The 23,152-nt window shown below is 29.4% G+C and carries 7 protein-coding genes; all 7 read right to left on the reverse strand.

Annotation, left to right across the window (positions count from 1 at the left end; all coding sequences use genetic code 4):
- Positions 1-77: 77 nt before the first annotated feature.
- The 7 genes from ACXYRQ_RS00800 to metK all read right to left on the reverse strand — a co-directional run bounded on the left by ACXYRQ_RS00800 (position 78) and on the right by metK (position 22,957).
- On the reverse strand, positions 78-1,871 hold the full coding sequence (locus ACXYRQ_RS00800) for a methyltransferase domain-containing protein (protein ID WP_458614501.1): 1,794 nt from the start codon (positions 1,869-1,871) through the stop codon (positions 78-80).
- A 54-nt stretch (positions 1,872-1,925) separates the two neighbouring features.
- The gene (gene dcm, locus ACXYRQ_RS00805) at positions 1,926-4,040 is read right to left on the reverse strand and encodes a DNA (cytosine-5-)-methyltransferase (RefSeq protein ID WP_458614502.1); all 2,115 of its coding nucleotides are present in this window, start codon (positions 4,038-4,040) and stop codon (positions 1,926-1,928) included.
- Between the two features lie 94 nt (positions 4,041-4,134).
- Positions 4,135-16,425 (reverse strand): hypothetical protein, encoded by a 12,291-nt coding sequence (locus ACXYRQ_RS00810; RefSeq protein ID WP_458614503.1) that lies wholly within the window; start codon positions 16,423-16,425, stop codon positions 4,135-4,137.
- Between the two features lie 360 nt (positions 16,426-16,785).
- Entirely contained in the window at positions 16,786-18,711 is a 1,926-nt protein-coding gene (locus tag ACXYRQ_RS00815) for an ABC transporter ATP-binding protein (protein ID WP_458614504.1), read from the reverse strand.
- A gap of 8 nt (positions 18,712-18,719) precedes the next feature.
- The gene (locus ACXYRQ_RS00820; protein WP_458614505.1) at positions 18,720-20,501 is read right to left on the reverse strand and encodes an ABC transporter ATP-binding protein; all 1,782 of its coding nucleotides are present in this window, start codon (positions 20,499-20,501) and stop codon (positions 18,720-18,722) included.
- A 23-nt stretch (positions 20,502-20,524) separates the two neighbouring features.
- Complete coding sequence (gene obgE / locus ACXYRQ_RS00825; protein ID WP_458614506.1) at positions 20,525-21,784, reverse strand: GTPase ObgE; 1,260 nt, start codon at positions 21,782-21,784, stop codon at positions 20,525-20,527.
- Positions 21,785-21,832: 48 nt separating this feature from the next.
- On the reverse strand, positions 21,833-22,957 hold the full coding sequence (gene metK / locus ACXYRQ_RS00830) for a methionine adenosyltransferase (protein WP_458614507.1): 1,125 nt from the start codon (positions 22,955-22,957) through the stop codon (positions 21,833-21,835).
- Between the last annotated feature and the right edge of the window lie 195 nt (positions 22,958-23,152).

The following is a 23,152-nucleotide window of genomic DNA, read 5'->3' on the forward strand; positions in this document are numbered from 1 at the left end:
TATTGAAATTTCTTGTTTATCTTTTCAAAGAATTTCATATGAAAACAGGTATTTCTTATGAAATAACAGAAGAAAAATTAATAAATCTTATTTCTAATGTTTCGATTTCAAACAAAGTTGATATATACACAAATGAAGTTATAGAAAGTATAAGAAACGAAATTACAGGATTTAATTTCGAAGAAGGTTGAACACTTTTTAATGATTACTGTGAAACAGTAAGAAAAAATTATTAAAAAAATTCGTTTTTGCCTATGTTTAAGGCTTAAACGATTTTTTAATACATTAAAGTGGGAAATTCAGGAAAAACCGTTGAAAGAAAAGAGAATTAAGTCAAACTTTTGTGCTTTTAAAAAACTAGTTCGTTTTATGGGCTTACTAATATCAGTAAAAAATCACTTAATATTATTATAAGTTTTCAACATTGAGATGAATTTCTTATTTATATCAATACCGTAAATTTTTGCATTTGGATATCTTTTAGATAATTCAAATGTAGTTCTACCTAATCCGCACCCGATGTCTAAAATTCTTAAATTAGCAGAAGTTTTTGGAAAATATTTATATAAAACCATTTGTTCAGATGTTCATAAACCTTGTTGAGCAGTTATTGAGTAATCCCGAAGAGATTCGTCTGTATTATAATAATTTAGCAGATTATATTTATAAATTTTGATATTTGTTAGCAATATAAAAAACGATAATCCTAAAATAAAAATTGAATAAATTAAGTATGCATAAAAATAATTTGTAGATTTAAGAGTTAATGTAATAAAAATAGTTATGATAGATGGGATTAATAATCTTGCTAACATTGAATAACTATTTTGTTTTTGATAATATTTCTTTGAAAACAGTTTATATGTTTCATCATAATAATTCGGAAGCATAATACTAAAAAGAAATTGTTGAATTACATTTATGATAATATAGTAAATAGTAGATATAAATTTCGAAGATGATAAATCTACAAAAAATCAACTTAGATTAATTAAAGTCATTATCAAAATTAGCCAACTGGTATTGATATTTATTTTGACATTTTTATTATTAAGAATTATAAGGATTAGTCCTGTTACAAAAGCAACTCCAGACATTAGTATTGTTAAATAAAACATCCATTGTGAATAATCAAAATTAGTATACTTAAAGAAAGGAATTAAACCTGAATTCTTTGGATATAAAAATATTCCAATAAAAATTGATATTGATATGATATAAACCCATTTATATCATATCGGTTTTATATTTACATCAGTGTTTGTTTTTACAAATTCATAAGCTTTTTCGCTAGGTTTGCTTGAAATATAAAGAAATCCAGAAATTAAATAAGTAGATATGTTGAATAGGATTAATAAATAAAATTCCAGATACACAAAAAATAAAGAAAGTATTGGTGATATGAATATTCCAAGTGAAATAGCTATCGAAAATCCAGTATTAATGTTTCTTAACTCTTTTTGTGAACTCGCATAATGATATACAATATTTTTTAGATGAATAAATCGATATGAGTGAATTAAGGAAATTAATATATTAATAGAAAGTAATATGTAAGAAAATCAAGGTGTATGTGCATTTTTGAATATAAAAAAGAAAGCAACAAAGGGAATGATAAGTGTTATAGCACTTAAAATATCTACCAAAAATAAAGCATTTTTATCTTTTAAAAATTTTATAATTTTATTAGCAAATAAATAAATAATTAAGGCAGGAAGTTGCATTAGAATATAAAGTAGAGACACGATTCAAAAATCACCAGTAAATTTAAAGATATATAATGAACTACTAAGTTTAAATGCTTCAGAACCGATAGAAGAAAGAGAGATAGCTAATATATATTTTAATAAGTTTGACTTAAAATATTTCATATCATCCTTTCTCGAAGTATTATAATATTATACTCCTTTTGTTGTTAAACATATTTATGTATTTTTAAAATCATTAATTATATGATTTCAAGCAATTTTATGCTCAGAATTTATCTCGTTGTTTTCTTTCATATTGTTAATATAATTTTCGATGAAATTTTCAGTATTATGCAAAAGTCTTAGATAATACTTTATCGATTCTAATACACCATTTACAACTACTTGACAACCGTGTTCAAGTTTGATTTTATTGATAAGTTGATTAATTCTTTCTGTTTCATCTTGCTTTACCGTAGAAAGCAAATAAAATCTTTGGATACTAGTGTTTTTAAACTTTATGTATGAATCGGCAAGTAATATATCATTAGCTTTTATATTAAATTTAACTTCAATTGCTTCAAATAGTGAACCATCCTTATTTTTGATGATTATATCAGCAACATTCTTGGAACTTTTATCACTATTGTAGTGCGAACTAAGTGGATTTAAAATTTTGTCTTTATATCTATGATTTTCTTTTAGGATACATTGATAGATGCTATATAAAGCAATAACAGGTAGAATTGATGCACCGCGTGATTTATAATTGTAATAAAAATGTCGATTTAAAAGATTAATAATATCATCAATTGTTATTTGTGTCTTATTAGCAAAGGGATTTAAAATATTCACAGATTTTATCTCTTTTTGTTTAATACTTAATGCAAACAGAGATTTTAAATATAACCGTGGATCAATATTTAATTCTTGCACATCATATAAAATACTTAAAAATGCATTCTTGATATCTATGTTACTTATTTTACCTGGATAATCTAAATTATAAGCGAAATTTTGTTCTAAGGTTCTAGTTGTTCATCCTGATTCCTTCATTGCACCTAAAAACTGTTTTTGTTTTAAAAAAGGTGTAATATATTTTGCATCAAAACTTCTTCCACTATATCCATTTTTCATATTTGCTTGATGTAATCTAATGTCTTGGTGTGGATGTAGAATTTTATAGACTAAGGAAGTAACTAAAACTGTAAAAACCCCTTTATAACCTTCTTCGTGATCAACAATTATTTGAATATTATGTTTTTGTTTATTATTTAAATTTGTTTTGTCAACTGATGTTAAAGTCAAAGACTCTTTATAAATATTTTCTAAAAATGTTGTTATATCCATATTCTCCCTATTATTTCAAAACTGATGTATCATTTCATTAGCAATTTGCCTTATCATTGGTACACAAACACTATTGCCTATTCTTTCATATAATTTTGAAGTTGACCCGATTTTCTTAAAGTAATCAGGAAAACCCATCAGCTTATAACACTCATTTAATGTTAATTTTCTGACTTTGTTGTTATGATAAATAAAGTATCTTCCACTTTTTTCTTGCGATGTGATTGTTGGAACTGGTCCTCTTGAAGAATAAATCCGATTCACTTGTTTATGCACTCTTGATAGATGCAAGGTTTCTTTATCGATACCTTTATTACGAATCTTTTTATTTCGATACCCGATAAAAATTAATCCAGATTTTTGTATTTTTATTTGTGATTGATCTAATAATGTGTATTCATTTTGATTTAGATATTCGTTAGCATCTTTATCCAAAAATTCTTTCATTGAACTAACTGGATTGATTTTGATTTTATCAAAATCAAACACTTTCCCTTGGTTGTTTCCTACAATTACGATTCTTGCTCGATTTTGAGCGACACCAAAATCTTTTGCATTTAGAACTTTGTATGAAACAGTATATCCTAATTCAGTTAATGTTTTTTGCATAATAAAGAAGGTATTTCCCTTATCGTGTTTTAATAAATTAGCAACATTTTCTAAGATGAATGCTTTTGGTTTCTTTTCCCTTAAGATTCTAATGATATCAAAAAATAAGGTTCCACGAATTGCATCGTTGAATCCTTTTTGCTTTCCTGATATCGAAAATGCTTGACAAGGAAACCCAGCACATAGGATATCAAAATCTGGAATATTCTTAGCATCCAGATTGCTAATATCGCAACTAGGATCATCACCAAAATTTGCTTGATACATTGATGCTGCATGTGCATCAATTTCGCAAGCAAAAACACACTTGGTTATTTTACTTTGTAAACCAAGTCGAAATCCACCTATACCAGCAAATAAATCAATAAATTTTATCTCTTGCTTTTTATCCATTATTTTTATTATATCATACCAAAACAAACAAAACAAAAATTTTTCTAAATCAGATTTAAATAAAACTAACGCAAATTGCATTAGTTTTATAATCCTATTTAATTTTATCAAAGTTCATATATACTCCACCATAACTTGTGTCAATACTATAAAGTTGTGGTCAAGCTGGATCAAGTTTTGAACCAGGGATATTGTTTCTAATTCAGTCTGTATCATCATATTTTCAATAATGTGAAGCAGAGTAGTTTGGTGAAATTGATGTTGGTAAGGTTGGATCATCGGCATTTACTTTTTTCAATACTGTTAAGATGTCATTTCTAGAAACGGATTTAGCCAATAAGTCTAAATATTTAACTTTTTGATTAAAGGTAAGTCGTTTTGATTCTACAATAACATTACGAGCAAACTTCTTAGCACGTGGGTTCATAACTTCTCCAATCATGAAGTTTGCTTGTTCTTTGGTAAATAAAGTAACTTGTGGTTGATTTGTAGTTTCCTTACCAGGTTGCGGGCTAGTTACATAGCGATATCATTTTAAAGCAAGTTCTTTGTAGTAACTTCCGATATGTGAATCACCTGTTTCTAAACCAGATATTTGGGTAGGTGCTCACTCTTTGATTTTTTTACTTACATCAAAAGTAATATTTGCAGTAAGTGGTTGTGGTTTTACTTTAAAGAAGTTGTTTAATAGATATTCCTTAAAGACTTGGAATGAACGGTAGTCAAATAAAGAATTTAAGAATTTCTTTTGTGCAGCAATTTTTGCATCACCATTTGAGTTTGCAATTGCATTCGAAAGTTGTGTTTGTACATTATCTGGTAATCTAAATTGTTGTCATCCGAATAACGGATTTGATTTGGTATCAAAGAAATTACCGTTAGCAACATTAGCATCGTGATCACCTTGTTCACCAACATATGCATCAGTTTGTGAATTTGGTGAATATTTATAAATTTCATCCATAATTGCTTTAAATGCTTTATAAGTATTAGTAGAACTGTTATTGATACGGTTGTTTCAATCAGAGCGCTTATTATTATTATTAGCTGCTGTTGCATCACCAAGTTTTGCAGTAACTGCCTCAAGTGCTTCTTTTTTTAATTTTTCAAGTCTATCCTTAACTATATTTTGGAATTTAGAGACTAATGAATTATCTGTAGTAGAATCTGCTTGTGTAAGTAGTTGTGAATACATTGCATCACCATCTAAAGGAGCAATGATGTTTTTAAGTTGATTTCTTAGATTTTGAATTTGTTGTTTTTGATCATTAAATTGTGATTCATTGTATTTATTGATGATCGCTTGATATCTAAATGTTGAATAATCGAAATCTCTAATACTATTAAAAGAAACGATATATACTTTGTAGTTATTATAAAATGATGGATCTTTTGTTTTAATTACCTCTAAGTCGTGAGATAAACGATCTTTTATACCCATGAATATAGCATTAGCTTGTTCTTCAATGTCTGTTAATTTAGTGATTTTTTCATCTTGCGATAAAGTATTATCTTTTATTATTGATTCTCGCTTTTCATTTAAACTTTCAGCAAGATTTTTTAGTTCATCTGTATAAATATTAGAATATCCACTATTAGTACCTAATAATCCATGATCATTAAATGCTTTTTGTGATTTGCTTACAGCATCATTATATCTTTTTTGTTCTTCTGCTTTGGCTTTATCAGCGATTTCTTTTTTCTTAGCATCAATTTCTTTTTTTATCTCTGCTAACTTAGCACTATCTCCATCAGATATCGCTTTTTCAATTTCTTTTTTCTTAGCATCATCAATTTGTAGGATATTTTTATATGTTTGATCTTTAGTTTCACCATTACCTTGTTGATTAATCTCAGATATTCCCAAAGCATCTTTAATATCATTAATGGTATTAGTATATGATGCTTGTGCTTTATCAATGATATCTTGCTTTTCTGTATCAGTTTTAGCTTTTGATAATTCATCTGCTAATTTGCTTTTACTTTGCTCATCGATTCCATCGAGACGTTTAATAATGGTATTAGCAATATTTTCCTTATTTTTTTGTTGTGCAATAGCTAAAGCTTTTTTATTTTCGATTGTTTGTTGAGTTACATTAGTAGCATCTAATCCATCCATTAAATTATTTGATTGAATAATTTCTTTTGGTAGTTTATTAATTTCTTTTAAAGCATCATTTTTAAGTTTTTGAATTTCTGAATTTACATCAGTAACTACTTGTTGGTATTGGTTTTCGGTGGTATTATCTGAATTAACTAAATTCTTTAACGAATCATAGTTAGATACTTTGGCAGCACCAGTTGAACTAAGACGGTTAAGTTGGTTTTGTGCTTCGGTTTTCTTTTGATTTAAATAATTTGAAACCTCTGTTTTTAAATTATTTAAAGTAGATGTGTCATTATTATAAGTTGATTCATTAGCATAATCGTGATTATTTACTGCATTGTTTTTATTGGTAAAATCATTTTTCTTACTTTGATCACTTAGGCGATTTATCAATCCAGATATTTGATCTTTAAGTTCTTTTATTTCTTCACCACGTTTATACTTTTTAGCTTCATTAACAGCAGAATCTATACTATTTTTATCAGTTGCATTATATAATGAATTGTTAATTAAGTCATTTTTCTTAGATGCATATTTGCTGTCGTTTAAAATAGTATCAATTTGTGATTTAGCAGCATCAACTTGTTGTTTTAAAGTAATTGCATCATTTTTAATTTTTGTTGCAGTTGATGAATCCTTAGCATTTGATAATTTAGTTTTTAAATCAGTTTGGTTACCAGATTGTAATTTATTAATTTCACTTTGAGCTGCATCGATATCTTTTTTAAGTTGTACTGCTTTATTTTTGATTGTATTATATGAATCAATGCTTTGGGTTCTATTATTTGTCAATTCACTCTGTAAGGTTGATTTTTGATTATTATCTAATTTATTAATTTCACTTTGAGCATCATTTTTAGCTTTAGCAACTAAGATTTTATTCTTTAAATTATCTAATGCATTTTCATCATGCGCATTACCTAATTCAGTGGTAAATTGTGATACTTCATTAGATGGCAATCCAGCTGAATTTAATGTATTTTGTACATCAGTAACCTTAGCTGCAACCTTAGTAATTTTTGCTTTTAATGAATCTAGTTTTGTTTCGTTATCTCCGTTTGTTGAATTTACTTGATCTTTAAAGTAAGTTTTTTGAGCATTATTTGTAAATTGTGAATCTATATAAGAGCTAACTTCATCTGATTTGGTTTTAATTCGTTTTGCTTCTTCTTTAAGATCTAGTAATTTTTGTCCGTCGTTGTTTTCTTGGGTTTTCTTGTTTTCTAAATAAGATTTTTGTGAACTACCAAGTTTATTAATTTCAGTTTGTACATCATTACGAATAGTATTTAAAGCAGACTCTGCTTGTGTTTTTTTAGCGTTGACATCAGCTACTTTTGTAAGTGAATCAATTGAATAATTATTTCGTTGTGATACAGGAAGTTTATTTATTGCAGCTTTTGCAGCATCTTTAGCAGCTTTTAAAGAATTTTTAATTTCATTAAATTTATTATCAACTTCTTGCTTTATTTGATCAAGATTTGCATTTGGTTGTTTTGCTTGATTAATAAAGTTATTTTTATCAGTATCAGGGATAATGTTTTGATTATTCACCCCATCAGCATTTAATTTTTTATTATTAATATATGTAATAGTATCATCAACTTGTTTTTTTCTTTTGGCTTTATTTTCAATATCTACCAAAGTATTTTTAGTTAAATCAGTTGATTTAAGTTGATTTTCTAAATTGGTTTTTTCTTGCGATTGTGTTAGTGCATCAACTTGTGCTTTTACAGCTAATTTTTTATCATTAAGTTTTTGATTTACTTGATTAATGATGTTATTTAAAGCACTTTCGGTTGCTTGATCATTAATTTGATTATTGGTAATATATTTATTAAGTGCTTCTTTTAATTGATTATAATCGTTATTTTCAGAAGAATCATTTGTTGCGCTTGTATTAACTTTTAACTTCTCAACAGCAGCAGATGCGTTATCCTTAATTTTTGCTAATTCGTTTTTTAAAGCAGTAGTTGCATCGGTAATTGCTTTTTCATTATCAGCCGGATGTTGGTTTGCTACAAACACTGAATCTGTTGAATTAGCATCAAAACGGTTTTTAGTTTTGGTGAATTCATTATTTAGATTATTTAAAATAGTTTGTGCTTCTTGACCCTTTGCTTGTGCGACGGAAGGATCAGTTGCTGCATTTATTGCATTTTTTAATTCATTCTTTTTGTTATTTGTATCTGCTAATTTATTAACTATTTGTAAAGCATTATTTTTAGCACTAGCAAGTGCTTGGTCATGATTTTGTTGAGCAACAGCTTGCTTTTTGATTTCATTAGCTTGTGCAACTGATGCAACATTATTAAGTTGTGATTCTAACTTAGTTTTTTCTGAATTATTTGTAGCAATTTTATCTACTTCATTTTTTGCTTGTTTTTTTGCTTCTTCAATAACTTGTTTTTTTAAATTATTTAAATCACTAATGGTGTCTTTACCAGTTGTAGAAAGACTTGAAGGATTTGAAGTAAGTTGATTGATTTCGTTTTGAACTTCGTTTTTCTTATTTGCAAGAGTTGTTGCAATAGTGTTTTCAACTGCTTTAATTTGATCTTCGGTGGTAGCATTTTGTAAGTTTTGTTGCGCTTGCACATGTGCTACGTCACCAGTAATTTTATTTAAATCATTAGTTGCTTTATCTTTAATAGTTTTTAAAGCATTTGTTGCAGCAGTTTTTTGATTATTTACATCAGCAGATGTAGTAGCATTATTTATAGCATTAATAATAGTTTGTTTTTGAACATTAGAATCTGAAAGTTTATTTGCTTCGTTTAGTGCAGATTCTTTGTCTTTTTGCAGTTGTATCTGAGTTTTGATTTCTTCGATTTTTGCTTTAGTAGGTGCTGAATCAATTTGTTTTTGTAATTTTGCTTTTTCAGAAGTATTAGTGATACCATCCAAAGAAGCTTTAGTTTGGTTCTTAAGGTTGCTAAATTCTTGGTTTATTTTGTTAGTAAAATCTGTATATGCTTTTTCGGTATCGGTTGTTTTAGCAGTATTAAATTCTGAATCTTTTTCATTACCAAAGATTTTGTTTGCAGCTTCAGCTTTTGCTTTAATATCGTTGAATTTAGCTTCAATTTTTGCTTTTAAAGCATTATATTCAGATTCTTTGTGAGCACCTTTTAAATCATTTTCAAATTGTTTACGGTTAGCTCCGTTCTCATTCACTGGAATAAATTTATTTAGTAAATTATTAATTTCTTGTTGTTTAGAATTTAGATATTCAGTAACTTTATTTTCAGCATCTTTAATAGTTTGTGGATCACTGCTTCCTGCTTGGTTTTTAAATTCATTCTTTTTATCAGTCGATACATCGATTTTTTCTACTTGTTGGTTAAATGCTTGTAAAGCAGACTGGATTGCAACGGTTTGTTCGCGATTTTTTGTAGTTACATCAGCAGATAATTGATTAAGTTCATTAAGTTTCTGATTCATATCTGCTTCAGATGTAGGATGAGTAGAAGTGATGTTATTTAATCGAGTAGTATATGGACTTTGGTCTCTTGATAAAATGCTTGAAATACTTGTTTTAATTGGATCGGCTTTTTCTTGAACCTTAGCAGTATATTCAAGTGATTTAATTTTTGCATATGTATCTGTTTTAGATGCATCCTTTAATTCTTTAATTAATTCTGCTTTATTAGATGCAGATGTAGCATTAATAGCATTTTCAGCATCAGTGCGAGCTTGTGATATTTTTTGTTCAACATTAGTTTTAAGTTGATTTAAAGCACTTTCTGTTTTAGATGTATCGTTGATAAGTTGATTATAGGTATTATAATCTGGAGAACCTTGTAGTTTATTTAGTTCAGCTAATGCAGCATTCTTAGCAGTTTCAACATCTTTAATCGCTTTATCTTTAACAGTTTTAACAACATCTAAGGTAGTAGCATTTTGTAGCTCGTTATTATATTCATTTGCTTTGCTTGCTTTATCAATATATTGTTTAGCCTCGGTTTTAGCTTGAGCTAATTGAGTATCTTGATTGCGTTTAGCGGCTTGAACTTGCGATTCGATGTTGTTTAATTTATCTAAGGTAACATCGGTGGCGTTAACTTGATTTTGGTAATTATCTTTGTTTCATAATTGATTAATTTCTTTAGTAATTTGTTCTTGTTTGTATTTGATTTGTGCTTTGTTTTTGATGTTAGATAATTCAGTATATGTTTGTTTGCTGGTATCATTTACTTCACTTGTTAATGTGGTTTTAGTAGAATTATCTTCAACTTGATTAATCGCAGCAGTAACTTCATTTTTATAGTCATTTAAAACTTTGTTTGCTTCAGCTTGGATGGTATTGATGTTATTTAAATCATTACTTTGGTCAAGTCTTTGTTTTAAATTATCGTATCTGTTATTACCTTTTAATTTTTCAATTACAGCAGTTGCTGTAGTTTTAGCATCGGTAATTTCTTTTTCTACTTTTGTTTTAACATCATTTGCTTTAGCAGATGTATCTGCTGATTTTAATTCATTTTCTAATTCAGTCTTTTTAGCAGATTTAGCAGAATCATTAAGTGATGCATTAATTTGGTTAGTAATTTGTGCTTTCAGATTTTTTAAGTTAGTTTCTTCAAGTTGTCTTTGTGTTTGAATCTTGTCATAAACTTCTTTAATCTTTTCAAGTTTATTAACAAATACTGAACCGGTATTAGTTTGATTATATGCATCATTTAATTCTTTGGTAAATTCTGCTTTTTTGCTAGCATCTTCAACTTTATTGTTAAGGGTTTCTGCATTTTGTTTTAATTTATCTTGAGCTTGTTTTAGAACATCATCAATTTGGTTGACAGTAGATAAATCTTTGGTAGCAGGGGTAGTTGAACTGGTAGACCCACTTCCAGGTATTGTTGAACCACCTTGTGAACCCCCAGAACCTTGAGTTGCTGCAGTAGGAACAAATTTTTCAGCTGTTTGCAGTTTTGTATCAAAATCTTTTGCATCGGTTGCATCTAAACTGTTATCGATTTTGCTTTTATATTGTGCAACAACTGATTTAAGGTAATCTGGGATAATAGTATTTTTAATTCTTAATAAATCTTCATCAGTTCGAGCATTTTTAACTTGTTCTTGAAGTTCGTTATACTTATTAAGATGACCTGGGTTTTCATTATTTCGATTAGTAGGTTGAATCTTTTGGGTAATTTCTTTTTGTACTTCATCGCGAATGCGTTTTAGTTCAGTATCAATTTTTTGTGAATCCTCTTTTAGTTTAGAGATTTGAGTTTGGTTATCAATAGTTTTTTCAATTTCGGTTCTTACACTATTAGAACTATTTAAAACATTTAATTTTTCTTTAACTTGCGCTTTTAAAGCAGTAACTTGATTACTTTGATCTGTAAGTTTACTATTAACTTCAGTTTCGACTTTTTGTAAACTTTCTGCATTTTGAGCTTGATTTAAATCATTTTGCAGTTTTGCTTTATCAGTACTTTCTTGAATTGTATCAATTAATTTTTGAATACCTTCACGAGTCTTTTGATTATTGATTTTAATGCGTTCTGCATCTAACTCTCCCATATTAGCAGCATTATCAATTGCTTTTAATGCAGCATCTTTAAAACTTTGATCACTTACCCCTGTTACACTTTGAACTTTTTGATTATTATCAGTATATGTATATCCATTTAATAGTTTTTTTAAATCAGTTTGTTCATCTGAGAAGATTTTAGCAGCTGTATCTTTAATTTGTTTATATCCACTTTCACTTTGGGTACTATCAAGATTACCTTGTTCAGTCTCTCTAGATTGTCTACCAGTAAGTTTATCAACTTGAGTTTTTGCTTCAGCCTTTTTAGCATCTAAGAATGCTTTGATTTTAGCCATAACAGCAGCAACATCCTCGTTGCTTCGAGCATCATTGATTAATTGTGCATATTCATCTTTGGTTGCTTTTGATTCATCCAAGTCGATATTATTATTAGCAGCAGTTGCAGCATTAATTTTTGGTTGTAAAGCACGGTTATATGCATCCTTGGCTTCCAAGTTCTTGATTACTTGATTCAATGCATCTTCGCTTTGTGCTCCATTGATAGATACATTAAATGAAGTCTTTTGTTCAGGGAAAAGTTTTTTAGAATCTAAGGTTGCTAAAACTGCTTCTTTATGAATTTGTAATTGGATTGCAACTTTAGCATCGTTTAAATCTTGAATGGTTGCTGCAGTATTAACCATTTGATTCAAGACACTTTTTTGTTCGTTGTTTGTAACGGATGAAAGTAATCCTAAATCATTTTGTTTTTGTCCTTCAAAAGCAGCATTCATTTCAGAAATATAGTCAAGAATTTGTTGCTCTTTAATTTTTGATGTATCCATAGCAGCTTTAATATCAGCATATTTTTTATGCATTGTATTATCACCGATTAATTTAGCGAGGGTAGCATCATATTCTGAAAGTCTAGAATTTATTTTATCTGAAACACGATCACGTTGTTGTTTTGAAATGGATTGGGTAGTTCAGTGTTCGGAAGTTATGATGTGATCAGCATCGGGGTTATTCAAACGGGCTACATCGGCTTTAGTATCAGCATTATAAGCAACTAACTTAGCATCAATGTCATTATTTACTTGATTAATTTGTGTTTGATTATCAGCAGCAGCTAAAGCATCTTTTAATGATTTATTATCAGCAGCAACAACATTGATTACATCATCGATTCGATTCGATACTTGTGCTTTAGCATCGTTTAAACGAGTAATTGCGGTTTGTTTAGCTGCAGCAATAGCTGCTTGTGTTGTTGCAGCATCAATATCACGGATAAGACCTTCGTTGTCGTTAAGTTTTAATGCTTGTGATTTTGCATCATCTTTTAAAGATTGTAAATATGCATCAACTTCTTTGATAACACCATCAACAGCTACTTGAGATTGCGCAGCTTGGATTTTTTCTTTAAATTCATCAAGTTTTGGGCCTGCTAATAAACGAGCTTGTGTATCTTTACGAGCTTGTGTTTTTTTGTTAGCTAATTCATCTTGTTCTAAAGCAATGGTATTTTTGATGGTTTTAAGCATATCACGAGCATCTAATAAACCTAAGTCAGGTTTATTTGCACGTTTATTGAATAAGTCGATATTTTCTGGTTTATATAATTTCTTGATTTGTTCTTTAGTTTGTGCTACTAAATTAGCAATTTCATTGTGTTCAGATTCTATTTGTTGGTTAATTTTATCTAAAATTGCATTTGCACCTGGAGTATCTTCATTTGCTTTAGTTGCTTCTAGTTCCTTAGCTAATTCAGCAGCTTTTTGTGGATCTTGTACATTTTGTAGTTGTGCATCAGCAGCATCATGAGCGTGCTCATATGCAATAGATTTATTAATTTTATCTAAAACATTATTTAAGTCTTTAATGGTATTTGAATTAATGATATCTTGTGCATATTTAGCTTTTTTGTCAGTATCTTTAAGACCAGGATTTGCTGTGCTTCCATCTCCATCTAATGTATCAATAACTTTATCATGAACATCTGAGAATGCTTTGTTAGCTTGATCGATAACATTTTGGATAGCGGCTTCAACTTGTGATGCACCAAAAGAAGATTCTAAATTTTGCTTTAAATCTCCGTTATATTCAGTTAATCCACCTTCGGTGCGAGCAATAGCTTTTTTAGCTTGATCTTTAAGTTCGTTAATATATGAATCAACTTGATCAGAAATAGTTTTAATTTCTTGTGGTGTTTTAGCATTAGAAAGTTGGTTATATAAATCTAGTTTTTTTGGATTAGCATTCGATAATAAACCTAATTTATCTTTAGCAGCAGTTTTGGCAGCCGCTAGTGCTGCATCTTGGTCTGCTAAGGATTTATTAATTTGCTCTGCTAAAGCAGCGCCAGAAGCAGCATCAGGCAGTGAATTTATTTTGTTTAAAAACTCTTGTTTTGCTTTTGGATCGATGATATTATCAGCTAGGCTGTTTAAATGTGATTGTTCGTTTTGTAATTTAATTTGATTATCAATTGAACCTAATAAATCGTTTGCAGCATTTGAATCATTGACATCAACTAATTTATCACGAAAAGCAAGTTTTTTAGCAGGATCGCTAATTCGATCAATTAAAGCACCAATTTGTTCTTTTTGTGAATCAAGTTGGTTTTGTGCATCAATACTATTAGTAATTTCATTACGGATTTTAGAAAGATTATCAAAAATGGTATTTTGATTATCAATTGTCTTTCCGTTTGAATCACTTGTAGCATTTTTAAGGTTATTTAATAATTCTGCTTTCTTCTTAGGATCTTTGATGTATTTATTAATAATATATTCAAGTTGTCCGTTGGTAAGTTTATTATCTGATTCAAGTTTGTGGTAGTTTTTAATATCTGAAATTAATCCTGCTAATTCAGCATTGTTAGTTACTTTTAATAAACGATCTTTAAATTCTGCTTTTTTAGTAGCATTTTCAATTTGATCGATTCCGGCTTGTGCTACTTTTTTGTTTTCTTGGAAGTTATAAATATCTTCAATTTTTTCCTTAGCATCTAAAACTGCTTTAAAGGCTTGATTAGTGGTTTTATCATTAGGATCAAAAAGTTTTTCAGGATCAAATTGTGCTGAATTTATAGTGTTATATTCTTTAGCCACTTTGGCTTTGTTTTCATCATCTAATTTATTGTAGTATTCTTTAGCACGCTTTTTAGCTTCTTCATAGTTATCAACGGTGTTTGCTTTTTTAGATAAGTCTAAATAGTCTTTTGCTATAGCGTTAGGATTATTATTTAAATCAGTGAGTTTGCTTTGTAGTTCTTTTTTAAATTGACTAAATTCACCATTAGGATCGATTTTATTAATATCATCTTGGGTATTATCTTTAATTTTTTGGAAAATACGTTCTGCTTCTAATTCTAAATCAACTACATCTTTTTGGGTTTTAGCATCAACAAGTGCAACATCTAAACGGTTTTTATTGTCATAATCACCATCTAGTAAACGAATTTTGGTTCTAGCTTCTTTTTTAGCAACATTTAATAAATCAAGTGCTTTTTGTCCTACCTTATTAATATCTTCTAAGGTATTAGCATTATTAAGTTCGTTTAAAAGTTCATTTCTAGGTGGATTATTCAGTGCTTCAATTTGAGCACGTGCAGCATTTCTAGCATCTTCAATTGCTAAAACACCTTTTAATTCAGTTTCAATGTTATCTAAATCTGATAAAAGGTTAGCATTATCAATATCATCAAGATATCTTTGTTTAATAATTTCAGGTAAATTTGAATTATTAACTCTGTCTTTTAAAATTTTCTTTTTAGAATTTAACAATCCTTCAACCCCAGAAATTGCTCTAAGTTTATTTTCTATTTGTTTTTGGATATCAACAAGTTCTGGGATGTTTCCAGCTTTATCAATTTTATCTGAAAAATCTTTTTTAGCAGCTTCATCATCAAGAGCATTATTTAACTCATGTACTTGTTTTCTTAAGTCTTCTAAATCACGGTTTTCTTCTGAATCTAAGATTTCATCTACTTTTTTATTAATGGTATCAAGTTGTCCACCAGGTAGTTCATCACCTGGAGCTAATGTAGTCATATCTTGATATACATCATCCCTTTGGTAGATATTTTGAATTTCTTTTGCTTTATCAGCAACTAACTGAGTTTTATCTAATAAAGTAGATAACTCACGTAATTTTTCTTTATCATCCCCTGCTCTAGCACGTAAATCTAAAAAGTTATCTTGTATTACTGATGGAAGTTTAGCAATCTTAGCATCAACGCTTTCTTTTAGTTTTGCTAACTCTTTTGCTTGTTTATCAATTAATTCTTTAAGACGATCAATTAAAGGTTGTACTTGCTCTGGTTTGGTTGCTTGTGCAGCCTGAGCAATAAGTTCATCCTTTTCCTTAGAATCATTAAGTTTTGGAAGTAATTTATCAAATTCAAGTAATTTATCAAGAGCATTATTAAAAGTAATCAAATCATCAAGATTGGTAAAAGTAGTAACCTTAGAATCAAAATTCACAAGTTCATTTAATTTGTTATTTACTGAATTAACTGCTGCATCGGTGATTTTCTTATTTATTTCTGCAAGATATTCAAATTGTCTTGGGGTCTTATATGTAGTTGGTAATTTAGATAAATCTGCAAAAAGCAGCCTCTTAGTTTCATCAGAGATGTTTACCCTTTTTATATCATTTAAAGTTTTATTATATAAGGTTTTATATTGATCACTTGCTTGTTTGCGATCATATAAAATTCCTATTGTTAGTCCTGTGACAGTTGTAGCGGCAACTGCAGCAGATGAAACAAAAATTATTCCTTTTCTTTTGTTAGTCATAATTTCTTCCTTTATATTTTACTTATTTAATTTTGTAGTTTTTGTTATTTTTATATATGTTGACTGTATAAAAATTTTATAACAAAAAACACACAATAAATTCATAGAATAAAATTATACTCTCTTATATATATATATATATATATGGTAAAAAATTTTTTAGTGCTATAAATTCAAGTAAAAAGTTAATTTTTAAAGAATGTCAAAATCCAAAAATGCTTATGTTGTGTATTTTAAAAACAAGCAAAGATATTAATTTTACTTGTTAATAAAGTTGTTAATAAACAAAAATTAACTCAGATAAATGATATCAAATTTTAGTATAAACAAACATTATTAAAAACACAACCATAAGTTGTGTTAATTACTAAATTGTGACTGATATAGATTATTATAAAAGCCTTTTGCATTTAGAAGTTCTTCGTGTGTTCCACTTTCGATAATCTCTCCGTCATTTACTACTAATATCAAATCAGCATGTTTAATGGTGCTAAGTCGATGTGCAATAATAAATGAAGTTTTATATTGCATCAGATGCAGCATTGCTTTTTGAACAATCTGCTCAGTACTTGAATCAATATTAGATGTAGCTTCATCCAAAATTAAAATATTACGATTTGATAAAATTGCTCGCGACAAAGAAAGCAGTTGTCTTTGACCTTGTGAAATATTCATTCCATTATGTTCAATTTGTGTTTGATATCCTTTTTCCATATTTTGGATAAAGTGGTGTGCTTGTGTCATTTGGGTTGCTTGTTCAATTTGTTCCATACTTGCATTTGGATTGGTCATTTTAAGATTTGCTAAAATAGTTTCATTGAATAAAAATGAATCTTGTAGCACAATAGTTAAGATGTCTTTCAAGTCTTTTGAATTGATTTCCTTTAGCTCATTTCCATCGATTTTAATGCTTCCTTGTTGGTAGTCATAGTATTTTGAAATTAAGTTAATAATTGTGGTTTTACCAGCACCAGTTGGTCCTACAATCGCAATAACTTTTCCATGCTCAGCCTTAAAGGAAGCACCTTTAAGTTGGTAATTAGAAGAATTTGGATTATATTTAAAGAAAACATTATCAAAAACAACTTCCCCTTTCACTGATGCATAACTAACGGTATTGTTTTGATTATATTTATATGCTGCAAACGCGTATGGATCATTTGTGTTAGTTTCAATGAATTTTTGCTCATTTTGATCAAATCTGATTTTAACAATGCGAATTTTTTCATTTTGATGTGATTCAATTGGTGCATCTAAAATTCGGATAACTCTGGTAGTTGCTGCAATTCCGACTTGTGCTTGAAATACAGTTCCTAATACCGCTTGAAAAGGTCCCATAAAGTTTCAATTCAATGATGTATAAGTAAAAATTAATGCAGCAGTTGCTTTTCCATCCACCCCTGCACCTAACCCAGGTACACCTAAAACAGGGACTGAAAATAAATAAAAAACTGCTGAAATGGCTGTAATAATTAAGATAATTAAGTTTGAAATCACATAATAAATAGTTTCAAGACTCTTGGTAATTAAATCACCTCGAAAAGCAATTTGACGAATTTTTTTGGTTATCTTTTTTAACTCGCTATTAATTAGTTCTTGACGGTTAAATGCATTTGTAACCTTGGTATTTGCTAACATTTCTTCGACAAAAGAGTTAAGTTCTCCAAATGCTTCTTGAACTTTGATAAAGTATGGTTGTGAACGTCTAATTACAATTGCAACTGATGCAAACATCAAAAGTGAAAACGGAACAACAATTAATGTTAAATAAACAGATACCATTGACATAACAATTATAGCAATCGAGATGTTAAATATCGCATTAATAACTTGGGTTAGCCCTTGATAAAGCGATAAAGCGATGTTATTGCAATCAACAATTAAGCTTGAAATAAGGTTCCCGGTTTTATTATTATCATAATAACTAATTGGCATTTCTAACAGCGAATGCATTAATTTGTTTCTCACCCTTGCCGCTGCATAAAAGGCAACCCTAGCATAAATGCTATTTTCTAAATAACGAAAAATGGCATATATCAAATAACATCCACCTAATCCAGCAAGAGTCAAAGCAAACTGTGTGATAGAAATATTTTCAAAAGCGATATTACCTTTTGCTAGTGGTTCAAAAAAGTGGTTAATAACAAATCCGATTAAAAAACTGCCACCAATATAAGCTAATGCATTTAAAACAGAAAATAATAATGCTCAATAAATAATGGTTTTATCTTCTTTAATAAAAGAAACTCAAACTTTAAAAGCATGTCAATTTGAATGTTTAGTCATTATGCTCCTTATTGTTGTAATTGGTTAAAGTTAACATCAGCATATCATTGGCATGTTTGTAGCAGTTCATCGTGTCTGCCTTGTCCAATGATTCTACCTTTGTCTAAGACGATAATTTTATCAGCATGCTTGATAGAATTAATTTTTTGTGAAATGATAATATTGGTGGTTTGATAATTTGTAGATAAATTATGAATAAGGTTTTTAGTAGTAATGTTATCTAAAGCACTGGTAGAATCATCTAAAATTAATATTTTTGGTTCAATTAACAAGGTTCGAGCAATCGAAAGACGTTGTTTTTGTCCACCGGATAAGTTTTTGCCACGTTGTCCTACAACATGATCAAGTTTATCTGCAAACGAATTAACAAATTCGTTTGCACATGAAGAATCGAGTGCTTTTTGAATTTGTAGTTCATTAGCATCTTCTTTAGCAAAAAGTAGATTAGACTTAATGCTACCTGAATAAAGTAAAGCATCTTGGTATACAATCCCAACATCTTTACGGATTTGGTTGGTATCAAAGTTATTAACTTCTTGGTTATCGATTAAAATATTTCCGTCAGTATATTGCATATTTTTAATCAATAAGTTTGCTAAGGTAGATTTTCCAGCACCAGTTGGTCCGATGATTCCTAAGGTTTGACCTGCATCAATTTTAAAATTAATATCTTTTAAAACATAATCTTCAGATGTTTGAAAATATTTAAAATTCAAGTTTTTAAATTCAATGCTGTAGCTGTTTTTATCGTTATTTGTATTAAGATGTGTTGGAAATACTTTATCCGAACTTTTAAAGTTAAAGACATATGAAATTCTTTTAGCAGAAACACGAGCGCGGAAAAAAGTTCCTAAAAATTGACTAAAACTACTGATACCAAGTGCGATAATAAATTCATATTCAATAAATGTATTAATCTTAGCAATTAATTGTGGGATATTAGTATTTGGATTTTTTTGAGTTGTCACAAATGCAACAGCATAAATAATAATAATTATTAAGTTAGTAATAAAGAAAAAAGCTGGCATTGCTAATGAAAAGAGTGAAAAAATTCCGCGTTCATTAACTTTTCATTTATTGGTTGCTCTTTGATATTTGCTATATTGTTGCTCTTGCAGGTTATATGCTTTAATAAATCTGATTCCTAGGATGTTTTCATCAGATTCTTTGGTAATTGCATCTAAGTTTTTACGGTTTTGCGCAATTAATGGTCGAACAAATTTAAAGATAAAATACATTACAAAAACTAGCAAAGGAATTACGGCAATAATCGCTCATGTTAAAGGAACATCAGTTAAAAATGCAAAAACTAAACCAGCAATGATATAAAAAGGAGCTTTAACTAAGGTAGTGCTTGCTCCAACTAAAAACTCTCAAAAGACTGCAACATCGTCGTTGATCCGAGTGATAAGACTTTCTGGTGTAATTTGTGCAATTTCTTTTAATGATAACTTTTGGTATTTAGCAAACAGTTTATCGCGATAAAAATTTGATGCTCTTTCTCCTGATCAGACAATGATTAAAAGACCCATCATTGATACAAAAGAAGAAAAAGCGATTAATCCTAAGGTAACACCTAAAAGTAGACCTAATGTATTAGAAAAATTTGTAGATTGATAAATTATATGATTGAAAAGTACTATGTGATATGTTCCACTTTTATTAATCAACAGAGGTAAAAATTGAGCAATAAAAATTGGAATAAACATTGTTATAATTACATTTAATAAGATTAAAGATACTCCAAATCAAATCCGATTCTTCAGATTTTTCGGGAGAATCTTAAACATAGATATCATATTACCCCCTATTCTTAATCATCTCATTCGAATTCAAAACCATAAATTGCAACGATATCACCTTTTTGGATGTTGCGACGAATTAGTTCATCTCATACACCGATTTTTTTAAGGATGTTATTAAAGCGAATTAAGTTATCATAAGTGTTAATAGGAATTTTATAATAAAGTTCTTCAACTTTCTTTCCACTAACATCAAAGTATCCTTTATAAGGATTTTTTACAATAAAATCTGGTTCATAAGTTATAACCTTTACTGAATCATTTTCTTCAGTAATTGTCTGAAATTGAGTAGTTGAAATAAGTTCACATAAAGCAGCTTTAACAACTTCTAAGTTCTGATGAAAAATTGCAGATATCGAAATAACTTTAACATCAGGATATTTATCCTTAAAAGATTTTAAATGCACATTAAAAGCATCTAAATCAGATTTATTTGCTATAACTAATTGTGGTTTTGATTCAAGTTTTAAATTATATGATTTTAGTTCGTTATTAATAGTTTCATAGTCTAAAATCGGGTTTTTATCTTCTGAACCAAAATCAATAATATGTGCGATGACTTTACATCTTTCGATGTGTTTTAAAAATTGAATTCCAAGTCCTTTACCTAATGCGGCACCTTGAATTAAACCAGGTAAATCAGCAACGGTAAAAGAGTTTTGATGAAATTGCACCATTCCTAATTGTGGTACTAAGGTTGTAAATTCATATTCTGCAACTTTTGCATGTGCATTTGAAATAGAATTTAAAAATGTCGATTTTCCTGCTGAAGGCTTACCTACCACACCGACATCAGAAAGAATTTTTAAGACTATATGTGCTTGGTATTTTTCTCCAGGCATACCGTTTTCAGCAATTCTAGGTGCTGTGTTTTTAGCGGTTTTAAACTTGTTATTACCACGACCACCTTTTCCACCTTTTGCTACCAAATATGCTTGATCAGCTTTGATAACATCAGCAATTAATTTCGTCCCGTTATATACCAAGGTTCCTATTGGAACTTTGACATAAGTATCTTTAGCATTAGCACCGTAAAGATTTTTTGGGCCACCCTTGACACCATCTTCTGCTGTAATATGCTTGTTTTTGTAAAAACTAAGCAAGGTGTTTTTACCTAAATCACCAACAAAATAGATGTTTCCTCCACGACCTCCATCGCCTCCATCTGGGCCACCTTTATCAACATGCGCCTCGCGACGAAAAGAGATCATCCCATCTCCACCTTTACCAGCTTGCAATAATATGCTAACTTCATCGATAAACTTTGCCATAAAATCCTTTCTTAATATTATAGTCTTTTAAAGTGTCAACTTAGGTAATTATTTTAAATATTGTTTTAATTCTTCAACTTTATTAAGTCGCTCTCATGGTAGATCGATATCATTTCTACCAAAGTGTCCAAAATATGCTGTTTTTGCATAAATTGGTTTTCTTAATCCAAGTGCTTCGATAATTGCTTTTGGTGTGAGATTAAAGGTATTAATAATTGCATTTTCAATTTTTTCTTTAGCGATTTTTTCGCTCCCGAATGTCTCAACCATAACCGAAATAGGTTTTGCTATTCCAATAGAATAAGCAATTTGGATTTCAACTTTATCTGCTAAACCTGCTGCAACAACATTTTTTGCCACTCATCGAGCAGCATATGCAGCAGATCTGTCAACTTTGGTAGCATCCTTACCACTAAAAGCTCCACCGCCATGTCGCGATGCTCCACCGTAGGTATCAACAATGATTTTACGTCCTGTTAAGCCAGTATCCCCAATAGGTCCACCGATAATAAATTGTCCGGTTGGGTTAATTAGGATGTGTTTTGGAGCATCTAAATTAAATTTTTGTAATGTTGGCAAAATGATTTTTTGCACTATATAATCTTTAAATTCGGATTCAACATACTTACTTGAATGTTGAATGCTTAATAAAACTGTATCAACACTTGTATGTTTGGGATCGCTGTAATCTAAGGTAACTTGCGATTTCATATCAGCTTTTGCTCATACAAAATCTCCACTAACTCTAAGTTTTTCAGCCACCCTGACAAGTTCATGTGCAACTGTAATCGCAAGTGGCATATAAACATCGGTTTCGTTAGTTGCATAACCAAACATTATCCCTTGATCGCCTGCTCCGATTTCATCACCTAATTCAACTCCTTGAGCGATGTCGGGACTTTGATGTCGGATGTCTGTGATAAAACTTGTTTCGTTAGTGTAATATCCTAAGGATTTTAAGATATTTTTAGCAATTTCAATAACATCAATATCAGCAGTTGCTTTAACTTCCCCTGCTATAAAGATGTTGTGTCCACTGGCCATTGTTTCGACTGCAACTTTAGCATATGGATCTAAGGTTAAATAAGCATCCAAAATCGCATCTGAAATTTGATCACAGACTTTATCTGGATGTCCTCTTCCAACTGATTCACTGGTAAATAATTTTCTCATAAAAAAAACTCCTTATTAGTTAAATAGGAGCATAAAGATGGTCATTTGCATGTTGGGATACATCCCCTGACTCTCCACCGTGTATTAAACCGGTTGGCAATGGTTTTCGTTGTCAACTACCATACTCTTTATGCTGACCATATAAAAATATATGGGTTATGCAATTATAGCAGAATTTTTAAGGAAAGAAATAAT

Source organism: Mycoplasma sp. 394 (genome assembly GCF_054353895.1).